The sequence below is a fragment of the Pseudoalteromonas sp. L23 genome, from assembly GCF_021728455.1.
GTDB lineage: Bacteria > Pseudomonadota > Gammaproteobacteria > Enterobacterales > Alteromonadaceae > Pseudoalteromonas.
Genome location: NZ_JAKKCW010000022.1, coordinates 13255 through 26451, shown reverse-complemented (window position 1 = coordinate 26451; position 13197 = coordinate 13255). Strand labels below are relative to the sequence as shown.

Here is a 13197-nt window from a genome sequence, read left to right as displayed (position 1 = left end):
GTCTTTTTCTGAGCTTTGGTTAAATAAGAGCGGTTAAGCCGCTCTTTTGTTATCTAACACTTTATCTATCTCACGCTGTAGTTGCGGCAGCTCTAGTGCTTTGAAATAAAGCCAACCTTGATGAATATTCACCCCTCTACTTTTGAGATAACTAGCTTGAGCTTGAGTCTCTACCCCTTCAGCAATCAGTTTCTTATCCAGCTTTTCCGCCATATCAATCACTGCCGATAAAACCGGGGATTGCAAAGTATCTAGGCCAATTGATGCTACAAAGCTCTGATCTATTTTCAACAGGTCGATCGGAAAACTTTGCAAGTACTGTAAACCACTATACCCCGTACCAAAATCATCAATCGCGATTTCTATTCCAGCACGTTTGAGCTCGGTTAGTACCGTTTTCGTTTGAGCCTGCGTCAGCACATCACGTTCAGTTAATTCAATAGTTAATGAAGATATTTGGTTTTTTGCAGCAAGTAAGGCATCGATATAGCGTTTAGAGCCCAAAAGTAAACCATTAACGTTAAAAGACACCTTAAAGTCTGGCTGAGCGACTAAGATGTCCGTCAAATCACGCACAGCGTTTTCGACTTGTGCTATCGAGATATCTAAAATAGTACCATCACGCTCAGCTTCAGGCACAAAGTAAGCGGGGCCGAGCACTCCTTCAAGTGGGTGACGCCAACGAATGAGTACTTCCACGCCCACTATCGATGGTATCTGTGCATTAACGAGAGGTTGATACACATTAAATAACTCATCATTTGCCAATGCTCTTAATATTTGTGTTTTACTGCTTAGCTGGCGCTTGTCATAACTGATTAATAACAACGTGAGGCCAACCCAAGAGGCACAATACAACACACTCCAAAGTACTAGCCACAACCACCCTAGACTCACTAGTTGCTCATCATTTTTTGCAATAATTAAGCTCATCTGCGGCAAACTTGGAATAGCTGCAACATACGCAAACTTTACCTTTGCATCATCAAAGAGCCCCTCTACTGCGCGGCTATTAGCCACTGGAAATAGTTTTTGGCGGATTGGCAAAGCGTATTTACCATTTAAAAAAACCGGCACACCCGTGCTATTGTCGACCAAAGCGGCAAAATCGGTATTATGATGAGCTGAGATATCAAGCATACTCTTTAGCCAATGATCCGGCATCAACACATTTACCTCATAACCATCGTCTCTCGTGCGCGCTAAAACAAAAGCAGGAAGTTCTAAATAGTCGGTAATGATTGGGCCATAGTATCTAAGCCCGGGCTTTTTTATTGGGGCGCTGGTATTCACAGGTGGAGTGAGTTGCCCAAAAGAATTGCAGACCAATTTCCCTTTACTATCTACGATCCCTATCTCGCTCATGCCTGGGTTTTCAAAAACCAATCTACGCATGTAGTGTAGACCCTCAGGGTCGCAATTTGGAGAAAGATGGATAGCATGTTTTAAGGTATCGTCTACAACGACAAACTCTTTGTTGATGTCAGATACGATTCGACTCGCTACGGTGACAAGATTGGATTTAGCGGTCTCTTTCTGATGCACATAAGTGAAAGCGGCCACAATTGAAAATACAAAGGTGCAAGACAACCAAGCAATAAAGATATTCTTAAACAACTTGCTTAAGGAGTGTGCTCCTCGCATAAGCTCCTCACTCCACGGAACGCAAACAGGCGCAGAGTGTAGCTTGAATATGTGACAAAACTATTTCAATATAAAAAAAGCCTTGGTATCACCACCAAGGCTTTCTTATATTACAAGTTTTTGCTTGTGCCGACCTCAACACGAGTTTTTAACTTTTGGCCAGGCCTAAAAGTTACCACGCGTCGCGCAGAGATAGGAATATCTTCCCCAGTTTTTGGGTTCCTACCTGGGCGTTCCTTCTTGTCGCGAAGGTCAAAGTTACCAAACCCAGAGAGCTTTACTTGCTCGCCGTTTTCTAGCGCTGAGCGGATTTCTTCAAAAAACGCTTCAACTAAGTCTTTGGCATCTTTCTTATTGATCCCCAGTTTTTCAAATAGGTGTTCAGCTATGTCGGCTTTAGTAAGCGCCATATCTAGTCCCTCAACGATGCATTGAATTGTTTGGCCAGTTCGGCCACCACGTTTTCTACAACCGCGTTGATGTCTTTCTCTTCGAGCGTTCTATCAACCGCTTGTAATGTTAGAGCAATGGCTAAACTCTTATGATCAGGTTCAACCCCTTGCCCTTTGTACACATCGAATAAGTTTAGGTCAACTAATTGATTTCCGCCAACTTTCTCAATGCACTCTAAAATATCGCCTATTTTTACGTCATCTGCAACTAAAATAGCAATATCTCTTCTATTTGATGGGAATTTCGAGATACTAACCGCTTCTGGAAGCAGGCGATTTTCTAAAGCAGCCATGTCGATTTCAAATACATATGGCGTATCTTTAAGCTCTAACGGCTTTAATAACTGAGGGTGTACTGCACCGATGAAACCAACCTTTTTACCGTCTGCATAAATTGCAGCAGATTGACCAGGGTGCAAACCATCGCTCACTTCCGCTTTAAAGCTAAAGCGTGCTTTATCGTTACAAAGCGCTAGTAATGCTTCTACATCGCCTTTCACATCAAAGAAATCCACTTTACGTGAAGGCACTGACCAATGTTCGTTATGCGTATTACCATACGCGATACCACCGATCACAGCGGTTTGACGTACGCCGTTTTCCGCGTTGTCGTCTTTGATGAACTTAAGGCCCGTTTCGAATAAGCGAATACGCGATTGTTGACGATTTTGATTATAAGAAACCGCATTGATCAAGCCTGTCATCAGGCTTACACGCATTGCAGACATTTCAACCGAAATTGGGTGTGGAAGAATTAATGCATCTGCTTCTGGGTGTAGCTGCTGTTGTGCTTTTGGATCAACGAAGCTATATGTGATGGCTTCTTGATAACCACGGCTTACTAACTCATCTCTAAAGCGCGCTACAGGCAAACGTGCTTCTTGATGATCTGTCATCTTTAACGCAGCAGTTGGTGCCACATTTGGAATATTGTTGTAACCGAATACGCGCGCAACTTCTTCAATTAAGTCTTCTTCGATACTAATGTCAAAGCGATAGCTTGGTACTTGAGCTTGCCACTGGCTGCCTGCAAATGTTACTGCTAAGCCCAGACGCGCCAAGATGTCTGATACTTTAGCATCTTCGATATGATAACCGATCACGCGGTCTAAACGCTCACGGCGTAAAGTCACTTGACGCTCTTTTGGTAAATCCGCTTCTGACACAGCTTCAACAATCGGTCCGGCTTCACCGCCAACGATTTCAAGTAGCAAGCCTGTCGCTCTTTCCATCGCATCACGCTGCAGTACCGGGTCTACACCACGCTCATAACGGTGCGATGCATCGGTATGCAAACCGTAGCTACGTGCCTGACCTGCAATCGCAAGCGGTGCAAAGAACGCGCTTTCTAACAAGATGTCTTTTGTCTCGTCACTAACACCTGACTGTTCACCACCGAAGATACCTGCCATCGCAAGTGCTTTATTATCATCAGCAATCAGAAGTGTTGATGGATTAAGCTTCGCCGTGTTGCCGTCTAACAATACTAGCTCTTCATTCTCAAAGGCATTACGTACTTTAATTCCACCTTCGATTTGGCTTAAATCGAACGCGTGCATAGGGTGACCTAGCTCAAGTAATACGTAGTTCGTAACATCAACTACTGGGTCAATTGAGCGTACACCGCAGCGGCGTAGTTTCTCTACCATCCAAAACGGGGTTTCTGCTTTAACATTAACACCCTTGATCACACGACCTAAGTAGCGTGGACATGCTTCACTGTTTACCAATTCAATAGAGATTTTATCATCAATCGTTGGCGTAACTGGCGTGATATCAACTTCTGTTACGTCGATGCTGTTTAGTACCCCAACTTCACGAGCAAGACCTTTGATCCCTAAACAATCGCTACGGTTAGCCGTTAAATCGACATCAATAGTTACATCGTTCAAGCCGAAGTATTCACGAATATCTTGACCGATTGGCGCATCCATAGGGAGTTCTAAAATACCGTCTGAACTTTCCGCCATGCCAAGCTCTTCAAACGCACACAGCATACCATGAGACGGTTGACCGCGAAGTTTAGCTTTCTTAATTTTGAAATCGCCTGGAAGCGTTGCGCCCACTTTAGCAACCGCCACTTTTAAACCGGCACGGCAGTTAGCGGCACCACAGACAATATCTAGTAGTTCGTCTTCGCCTACATTTACTTTTGTTACTCTAAGTTTGTCAGCATCTGGGTGTTGACCACATTCAACCACTTCACCGATAACCACACCTTGGAAGTCACCGGCAACTGGGTCTACACCATCAACTTCTAAACCCGCCATTGATAATTGCTCAGATAGCGCATCAGTATCAATTGCTGGATTGACCCACTCGCGTAACCACTTTTCACTGAATTTCATACTTTTGTCGCTCTTATCTGAATTGGTTTAGGAATTTTAAGTCGTTTTCGAAGAAAGCTCTTAAGTCAGTTACGCCATAACGTAACATCGTCAAACGCTCAACCCCCATACCAAAGGCGAAACCAGTGTATTTTTCAGGGTCAATGCCTACCGAGCGCAGTACGTTCGGGTGCACCATGCCGCAGCCTAGTACTTCAAGCCATTTACCATTTTTACCTTTTACGTCCACCTCAGCTGAAGGTTCTGTAAACGGGAAGTATGAAGGACGGAAGCGAATTTCCATATCTTCTTCAAAGAAGTTGCGTAGGAAATCGTGCAAAATTCCTTTAAGTTCTGTAAAGCTCACGTTAGTGTCGACCATCAAGCCTTCAACTTGGTGGAACATTGGCGTATGTGTTTGATCGTAATCGTTACGGTATACACGACCTGGCGAGATAATTCGCAAAGGCGGCTGCTCAGCTTCCATAGTACGGATCTGAACGCCACTGGTTTGTGTACGTAGTACCAATTTAGGATTGAAATAGAAAGTATCATGATCGGCACGCGCTGGGTGGTGCTCTGGAATATTTAGCGCGTCAAAGTTATGAAAGTCATCTTCAACCTCTGGGCCAGATTTAACAGCAAATCCTAGCTCACCAAAAAACTGCTCAATACGCTCAATGGTGCGAGTAACTGGGTGAAGGCCACCAGCTGGCATTGTACGACCCGGCAACGTCACATCAATCGTCTCAGCTGCTAGCTTCTGCTCAAGTGCTGCATTGGCTAACGCTTCACGTTTTACCGTAATCGCATCTTGTACTTGGGTCTTCGCTTGGTTAATCACCTGACCTGCGTCTTTACGCTCTTCTGGTGCTAGTTTGCCTAGCGTTTTAAGAAGACCTGTGATCTCACCTTTTTTACCAAGGTAGTTAACTCTAACTTCCTCAAGGTGCGCAATTTCGCTTGCCTGCTCAACGGCTTCAAGCGCTTGCGCTAAAATATTTTCTAAATTCATTGTCTACCTGATCTTTGCTGAGGTAATTTGCTGTTATTTAATCTCTTATGATAACTGAATTGCAAGGCGATATTCTAGCCCTGTTACAGCTTTAAAGTGGCTTTTATAAAAGGAATTGTTAACTTTCTTTGCGCAGCCATGGATGCGTGATCGAGTTTATCCAATACATCAAGTAACGCACGCATATCACGACTCAATCTCGTGAGCAAAAATCGCGCACATTCATCGGAGAGCTCAAGGCCACGCATGTGTGCTCTTTTTACTAAGGCTTCGGCTTTATCATCATCACTCATCGAGCGGATCTGAAAGGTCGTTCCCCAGGTTAGACGCGATTCTAAGTCTGGTAGTGACAAATTCAGCATGTTGGGCAACAGATCGGCAGTAACCACAAGGCATTTGCCTTTTTCATTAAAGCGATTGAAAAAGTTAAATAAGGCTTTTTCCCACGCTTCATCTCCTGCAACCAAATGCACATCGTCTATACAAACTACATCCAGTGCATCGAGCCCATCTAACACTAACGGGCCAAAATCCAACACTTCTCGCATTGACAATAAAATAGTCGAGAGTCCAAGTTCTTGCGCTTCAATGCACGTGGCATAAAGCAAGTGCGACTTGCCAGAATCTGCCAACCCACACAAGTAAGTGTACTGAAAACCGATTAAACGACGGGCAAGGCCATTTTTTAAGTGGCTTACTTCCAATGACGCTTCACCGCCAAAATAAGAGGCAAAGGTTTCGTCATCAGGCAGCGTCACTGGCAACGCCATTTGACGTGGCGATTCCATCCTATTTATCCACCCAATTGTATTTAAGGTTGTTATCGTCTGCGATTTGATAATAGGCTCTTGGGTCTTCGTACGCCTTAAAGCTTTGCTCCAATGCAATCGTTTTACGCAAGTCTGATACGCTAGAGGTATGTTCAATCGCAAACTTCACAGCTGTTTTCGCACGGTAGATCACATCAACATCCACCACGGTACTCATAGATAGCAAACGACGCTTCGCCATTTCTACATCCCTAAATGACTGTAATTGCTCAACCACAATTTCAGTTCGATGGGCTTCAAAAGTGAGATTAGGGTCAATAACATATTTCTGAGCTAAAGTGCTAGATAGCTGATTCACCATATCAATAATAACTTGCTGTTTGTCACCGACATATTGCTCAGGCTCAAAATATTCAGCGTCAGTGTAGCGCCAGTCTAGCTGCCAAGAATTTGTATGGGGCGGCTGAAACAAACGGGCGGTGATAACGCGCTCCGCCTCATAACGCAATGACGCATCTTCTACTTCGTTAGAAAAGTTTCCCCACACCTCTGCGATACTCACATTACTGCGATCTTCAAGATCCATCAGAGGAACAACGACCGGCACGCCCCACTCGTCCGCAGTGTCATAAATCAAGCGTTCGAGCTGAGGGTAACTTTCTTGCGTAACAAACTCTCGGCGGAAGTTATCTTCGATCACCATCCAAATCGCGACCATAGGACGGCGGTTGCCCCAAAGCGGTAAGCCAGCTTCTCTGACTAGATCTTCGACCTTACCAGGCTCAAACTCCACCTTTATTTTGGTTACGCCTTGTCGATCATAATATTCATATCTCAGCATGTAATCTGAGATGCGCTTAAGGCTCGCTTGGATAGAAGGGTGAGAAAAATCATCGGCTTTACCTGTGAGCTTTTGCAACACTTTTAATAATGCCTGTTGGCTCGCTTGCGCTCGCGTTGCGCGAGATTTGTCGCTAACACTCAGCGAGGCTTCATATAAATTTTGAACTTCTACTGCTTTTGCCGTCATGGCAAAACAAAACAGTGCAATAAGGATCAGCCTGATGATCATAATGTCCATGTTTTTCTGACTATAAAGCCTGATCCTAAATCAATCATCTGCTTAAAGCAAAGGACAACGAACAATATCATGAAATTTTATAAAAACATGATAAATAACAAAATATTAATCTTATATTCAGTGTTATTTAAAGCTAAATGAGACCCGATTCTTACCCTTTCCTTTCGACTCATAAAGCGCTTGATCAGCAACTTTTAATAACGATTCCGCACTGAATTCCACGCCCTCAGAAACCGCCATGCCGATGCTGCATCCGACATTTACCAACTCACCATTGGTAAGCAAGATATCTTCATTTATCACGCTCAAAAGGCGATTTGCTAAGCTTTCAAGCAAGTCTCTGGCAATTTTTTCATTAATCACAAAGACAAACTCATCTCCACCAATACGACAAACAAAGTCATACTCTCGTAACGCTTCTTGTAGACGTCTTGCTACATGAACCAAAACCTCATCACCACTATGATGGCCGTGATTATCATTAATCGGCTTGAAGTTATCTAAATCGAGATACCCTAAATACACATTTACTGGCTGTCGCATCGAGCGAGCAGACATTTTATTTAGCTCGTTAAATAGGTATTTTCGGTTCGCCAATTGCGTAAGGTTATCGTGGTAGGCATCAAACTCTAGCTTTTCTTGAAGTGATTTGCGCTTTTCGACCTCTGTTCTTAATTCTTCTAAACTCGCACTAAGTTCATGGGTGCGTTTTTCTACCATTGCTTCCAATTCAAGCTCATGTGTTTTAAGCGCTGTATTCGCTTCAATGAGTGCTTGCTGGTTTGCAAATGCATCCATCGCAGAGGCAATAACATGACTGACGGTATACAACAAATCCACCATGGCTTCTGAATATTCATCGCTACGACGGTAGGATTGGATCACAAACGCGCCTAAATGCTTGTCGCGATTGATTAGCGGAAAGCACAGCCATTGCTTGGGGAAACTGCCTAACATTTCAATAACCCCTTTCTCGGTCAGTGCCATCAAAGCATGCTCAGAATAGTTCTTTACACTGTCAGAGCGCAGCGCATAACTAGTAAGCGTTTTGTCTATTTCTGTGCTAGTTAGGCTATTTAATTCCTCGAGCGAAATACTGTCTTTGACATCATGGAAATAGGGAAACTCAAACTCGCCATCTTGTCTTTGCAAAACCACATAGAAATTGTCCGCGTAAGTAATTTTTTGCACAATACAGTGCACATTCAACAAGAAGTGCTCCAAAGATTCGCTGGTGTTTAAGCACGAAACGATATCTGTCATGCTATCTATTACTTCAGGAAGTTCTGCCATCGTTGAGCGCCCTTTTGAATCGTTAATTCTCAATCTCACAAAAGCTTAACTAGCAGTGCTAAAAATTACCAGAAATCAATTACTTTTTTATCCGCTCATCAGGATGCCTGAGGTCTGTTGACCTTTCAATCTGATGTGTAACACTTTAAAATTTGCTGACTAGAGTCTAAACGGAATACATAATGAAATACTTACATACTATGGTACGTGTACGCGATCTTGATGAATCCATGAAGTTTTATTGCGACCTCTTGGGTCTCGTTGAAGTGAAACGTTATGACAGTGAACAAGGCCGTTTTAGTTTAATTTATCTCGCCGCCCCTGATCAAGTTGAGCAGGCGCAGCAAAGCTTTTCTCCTACTATCGAACTTACCTATAACTGGGATCCGGAAGAATACACTGGTGGTCGTAATTTTGGCCACTTGGCCTTTGCCGTAGAAAACATTTATGCACTTTGCCAAAAGCTGCAAGATGCCGGTGTGGTGATCAACCGACCACCGCGCTGTGGTCACATGGCATTTGTTAAATCTCCAGATGGCATTTCGATCGAATTACTCCAACAAGGTGATGCATTGCCTCCAGCCGAGCCTTGGCAGTCAATGGAAAACACGGGTAGTTGGTAATAATTGCTGGTAATCGCTAAAGCACCGGAGCGATGTATCTAACCTGAAATCAGAATAACTACCGCTCCTTCCCCCTTACTTCAATAAGCAAGATGGTAGCTTTTAAGCAATTTCACCAGTTGCTTTTTGAAAGGCTTGGAATCTAACACCTGTTGTAGCGCCTCAAAATCCGATGCTGAATTTTTAGGCGCCAATATTGCTCTAAAATAAGTTTCATGAGGATTTTGAGAAAAGTGAAACACTCGCTTCCAACCATTTTTAGCAACAAGATATTCTGTCGTAGAGCGACTGACGATCGCAATACTCACCCGCCTTTTGAGGATCATCTCCAATAGAGCTTCTTCGGAATTTACGTTCACTCGCTGGATATTGGCTTGCTCTACTCCTTGATCTAAGTGGCGGTAGTAGTACCCAGCAATAGCGCCAACTTGATTACCGTACAATGAGCTTGGGTGATAATATTCAAACGGTTGCTCTACATGCGAGACGAATTCGTCCGTGTCATACATTAACGGGCCGCTCCACAAATACTTTTGTTTTTTGCGGTCATCAAACCAAGCTGGGTTTACCCCTAAAATAAAACCTTTGAGCGTTTGCTGTTCGAGCTGCTTATCTAAGCGTTTACGTGGTACAAAACGTACTTCTACCTGCAGCTCTTTTTGCACGGCATTAATCAGTTTGGCTAAATCAAAATAAAGACCTTTTTGCGCTTCTAGATCAATAATATAGGGCGGCTTATGATGATATACGTAAAGAATTTGGGTTTCAGCGGCTGTCACTGAAAAGGCTACCATTAACCAAGTGGAAATGGCAATAAAGTACTTTTTTAACACTGAGTGCCTCGTGTCTAACCTAAACTTTTAATACAGTCTAAAACTACAGCCTAGCTCCTTCTCGGCACATCAGTTAATTCCTTTTGCATGTTTTTAAATGAGCAAAGGGACCAAAGGCCCCTTATTTTACAAAAATATAACAAAAACAAATTATGAACAAGTAATAACTGTGATCTGTATCACCCGTTTAATTACTTTCCATTATTTCTGCCTTAGTATTAGGCAATTACTGACAACCATCTTTATTATAAGACACCTTCAGCGCTGCCCCCGTTGGTGCGCCTGACACTTTCAAGTATCCCCAATATTCAGATTGCGCACTTATCTCAATGCACTCTTGGTTACCTTGATTGAACGAGCTTGCGTCCACATTAGTGCCGTTTGGCCATCCTGCATTGCTGTATTCAAGCCCAAGATCACCACTACCATGGGCTGTTTTGATCACCACCGATTGTTGACCACTTACATTCTCAAGGCTAAACCACATCGGCTCTTGGCTTCCAAGGCAAATTGTTTCATCCGCTGCTAATTTACCATTAGAGACACTACCCTGCGACTGACATACGTCCTCTATTGTTGAATTTGTTACGATTTCCCCTAACAACTGCACACTTTCAAAGCGATTATAACCATGTAGCATAATGTAATAGGTGCCAGCGGTAGGTGTAGTGATTTCACATACCTCTTCGTTACCGGATTGGTATGGTCTGCAATCATACTCGCTGAACGTTGGCGTCGAGCCTAACTTAACGTAAAGATCGGCATCACCTGTACCTCCAGACGTGCTGATGACTAATTTATCAGTGCCAGCAGCGACATCGATTGAAAATGCAACTTGTTCATCTTGCTCGCCCGCAACCGTGACAGGTACGCCAGACTGTAGTTTGTTTGAAGTCGTTGCGTTTACAGTAGCCACTGTATTACTAGTGTGATTCAAACCGCTAGAATCGCTCACCGTTAAGCTAATTTGATACTCGCCTGCTTGCACATAACTGTGCGTAGGATTGGCTTCATTACTTTGACTGCCATCACCAAAACGCCACAGGTAAGTGAGTGCATCACCATCAGGGTCGATACTACCTTGGCTTGAAAATAGTATCGCTTGATTAACGTCACCAGAGTATGGGCCATTAATCACTGAAGTTGGTGCGTTATTCTGACCACCAGCGGCAAGCTCGTTGCACCATTGAACAAACTCTGATTGATACTGTGATGCGAGGCGGTCCATACGGGCTTGGTACGCATTCCAATTTGCTTGTCGCGTTTCCTGTCGCATTGCGAGCACTTCATCAAAGTGTTTTTCATACAGGAATCTCACCCCTAAATAACCCCAACGGTAAATTCTATCTTGATCAAAACCGTCATACGTCGTGCTGAATATTTCGGCTAGCGTATATACTGAGCCATCTTTGATTGTATCTATTGCGGCTTGATTATCATTGAGGTTTGCAATGTACTCAGCCACCCCTTCACTCCACCAGACGATAGGCTTAGTCGGAGCATTAAAGTCACCATAAAGATCAAAACGCCCATCAAGATAATGTACGTATTCATGCTCTAAGTTCCAGATGTAATGATCCGGCTTTGCATAACTGGCCTCGTATGCAACAAAATTAGCAACGTTATTCACATCGCTAGGATTACCCTCTAAATACATACCACCGTTGTCGGTGCTGATTTTAAAAATGGCTTTGGCATATTTTTTATAGTCTGCACTGCTATTAAAGATATTCACTTGTAGAAAATCATTGTTATCATCGGCAACCGGTAAGCGGCCAGTTTCCAGCATGGTGTGGAATCGTCCTTCTTCCGCTTCCATGGTTTGACACGCTGAAGTCAATTGCTGAGCGGTGAGCGCTTGTGCTCTAATCTTTATTGTATCGCTACAACTATGTTGTTGAGAAAGTACTTTGGTCTCAAGTTCTTTATCAAAATTACAAATACCAAACTGGCCACAATCAGCATAATAGGTCGCGACATCAGCCGCAGCTAACCAGACACCATCGCCAAAACCATAACTATTATAACGCGAGAATAAAGCGGTTAATTGCGTGTCGACTGACTCTTGAATAGCTGCACCACTGTATAATTTAAGTCGAGCCAATTCGCTAGCAGCATTGATGATTAGATATTCAGAGTCTGAATTTACCATCCAAGTTTGTGCGGTAAAACTCCCTAGTAAACTCACCAATTGTTGATCGTTTTTAATCAAAGCGACAAAGTTATCATTCCACTGACCACGATATAAGATAGTGAAAATGCCGTTTACCGCACTGCGCATATTCCACTTTTGAGCGTAGCTTTCATTCCATTTAGATAGCCATGCTTTTACAACTGGCAGATAGTGCCCTTGTAGTTCCGATGAATCCATTGTAGTAATAGCCTCACCGAGTACTTTACCATGAGCATCATTGTCGTCGTAGAAATGGCTATTACTAACAAAAGCATCCAATGCATCTTTCACCGCAGGCTTAACCCAAGTAGCGAAAGTCACCTGATCATTGTAAAACTCAACATAAAAGCCAGCGCGAATAAATAAATAAAGCGCTTCGAGGTCGGCACTGCCGTTGCCTGAATAGCTTTGCGAAAGCGACTTGGCATTTTGCGCCGCAGCGTACATTTTATCTGAAGTGAATACTTGTGTTTGGATGCTGCTGTCAGCGGAGAACAAAGCATTGATACAGCTCGTACCCTGTTGCTTTATTTCAGTAACAATTTGGCTACTGCTCGCACTTGCTAAGCTATTTAAATCACATGCAGCAATCGCTTCACTTTGGCCCACTGCCAGCGCTTGCAATAATGGCGTGTGTTTAGCAGATAATAGCGGCATACTCCTTGTTGGTGTATGTGCAACGGGTGCTCTATCATGCAAATCTTTGTGCTCATGGCCATGGGAAATGTTCGTTTCCACTTGAACCGATGCATCGAGCGGCTTAAAGAGTCGCTGTGATTCTTGATGTGCGTTGGCTGAATTTATCGCTGTAAGCGCTGATAACGCCAAAGTGAGTTTTGTAATTTTCATCATTTACCTTTCCTGTTGTGTATCCAAACCCGATTGGGTTATAGGTTTTTAACACTAAAATTACAATGTATACAATATATTTTATATAACTTTATGGAATAGTGGCTCGACGGAAAAGCCATCATAATCTTAAAAAC

10 protein-coding genes are annotated in these 13197 nt (G+C 43.3%); 1 reads left to right on the top strand and 9 read right to left on the bottom strand.

What is annotated here, in order from left to right; all coding sequences use genetic code 11:
• Window positions 1–33 precede the first annotated feature (33 nt).
• From L3V43_RS21975 to L3V43_RS21945, 7 genes are all read right to left on the bottom strand, one after another.
• Window positions 34–1644, bottom strand: a complete 1611-nt coding sequence (locus L3V43_RS21975) for an EAL domain-containing protein (protein ID WP_010604040.1) — start codon at window positions 1642–1644, stop codon at window positions 34–36.
• Between the two features lie 110 nt (window positions 1645–1754).
• The gene (gene ihfA, locus L3V43_RS21970; RefSeq protein WP_010377997.1) at window positions 1755–2054 is read right to left on the bottom strand and encodes an integration host factor subunit alpha; all 300 of its coding nucleotides are present in this window, start codon (window positions 2052–2054) and stop codon (window positions 1755–1757) included.
• Window positions 2055–2056: 2 nt separating this feature from the next.
• The gene (gene pheT, locus L3V43_RS21965; protein WP_237117416.1) at window positions 2057–4444 is read right to left on the bottom strand and encodes a phenylalanine--tRNA ligase subunit beta; all 2388 of its coding nucleotides are present in this window, start codon (window positions 4442–4444) and stop codon (window positions 2057–2059) included.
• A 13-nt stretch (window positions 4445–4457) separates the two neighbouring features.
• Window positions 4458–5438, bottom strand: coding sequence for a phenylalanine--tRNA ligase subunit alpha (gene pheS / locus L3V43_RS21960; protein ID WP_010604038.1), 981 nt, complete (start codon window positions 5436–5438; stop codon window positions 4458–4460).
• Window positions 5439–5521: 83 nt separating this feature from the next.
• On the bottom strand, window positions 5522–6226 hold the full coding sequence (hda, locus tag L3V43_RS21955) for a DnaA inactivator Hda (RefSeq protein ID WP_010604037.1): 705 nt from the start codon (window positions 6224–6226) through the stop codon (window positions 5522–5524).
• 1 nt (window position 6227) lies between these two features.
• Window positions 6228–7289, bottom strand: coding sequence for a DUF2066 domain-containing protein (locus L3V43_RS21950; protein WP_237117417.1), 1062 nt, complete (start codon window positions 7287–7289; stop codon window positions 6228–6230).
• 123 nt (window positions 7290–7412) lie between these two features.
• Window positions 7413–8582 (bottom strand): sensor domain-containing diguanylate cyclase, encoded by a 1170-nt coding sequence (locus L3V43_RS21945; RefSeq protein ID WP_174169057.1) that lies wholly within the window; start codon window positions 8580–8582, stop codon window positions 7413–7415.
• 182 nt (window positions 8583–8764) lie between these two features.
• Here L3V43_RS21945 and L3V43_RS21940 point away from each other — a divergent pair, with 182 nt between their 5' ends.
• On the top strand, window positions 8765–9205 hold the full coding sequence (locus tag L3V43_RS21940; protein ID WP_010604034.1) for a VOC family protein: 441 nt from the start codon (window positions 8765–8767) through the stop codon (window positions 9203–9205).
• Between the two features lie 80 nt (window positions 9206–9285).
• Here L3V43_RS21940 and L3V43_RS21935 read toward each other — a convergent pair whose 3' ends face one another.
• Window positions 9286–10038: a transporter substrate-binding domain-containing protein gene (locus L3V43_RS21935; RefSeq protein WP_102056593.1), complete on the bottom strand. Its 753-nt coding sequence runs from the start codon at window positions 10036–10038 to the stop codon at window positions 9286–9288.
• Window positions 10039–10264: 226 nt separating this feature from the next.
• On the bottom strand, window positions 10265–13063 hold the full coding sequence (locus L3V43_RS21930) for a collagenase (protein ID WP_237117418.1): 2799 nt from the start codon (window positions 13061–13063) through the stop codon (window positions 10265–10267).
• Window positions 13064–13197: the final 134 nt, after the last annotated feature.

Coding starts and splice junctions, on each gene's coding strand:
- pheT (WP_237117416.1), bottom strand. CDS start 4,444: ATGAAATTCAGTGAAAAGTGGTTACGCGAGTGGGTCAATCCAGCAATT.
- ihfA (WP_010377997.1), bottom strand. CDS start 2,054: ATGGCGCTTACTAAAGCCGACATAGCTGAACACCTATTTGAAAAACTG.
- L3V43_RS21975 (WP_010604040.1), bottom strand. CDS start 1,644: ATGCGAGGAGCACACTCCTTAAGCAAGTTGTTTAAGAATATCTTTATT.
- pheS (WP_010604038.1), bottom strand. CDS start 5,438: ATGAATTTAGAAAATATTTTAGCGCAAGCGCTTGAAGCCGTTGAGCAG.
- L3V43_RS21930 (WP_237117418.1), bottom strand. CDS start 13,063: ATGATGAAAATTACAAAACTCACTTTGGCGTTATCAGCGCTTACAGCG.
- L3V43_RS21940 (WP_010604034.1), top strand. CDS start 8,765: ATGAAATACTTACATACTATGGTACGTGTACGCGATCTTGATGAATCC.
- L3V43_RS21950 (WP_237117417.1), bottom strand. CDS start 7,289: ATGGACATTATGATCATCAGGCTGATCCTTATTGCACTGTTTTGTTTT.
- L3V43_RS21945 (WP_174169057.1), bottom strand. CDS start 8,582: ATGGCAGAACTTCCTGAAGTAATAGATAGCATGACAGATATCGTTTCG.
- hda (WP_010604037.1), bottom strand. CDS start 6,226: ATGGAATCGCCACGTCAAATGGCGTTGCCAGTGACGCTGCCTGATGAC.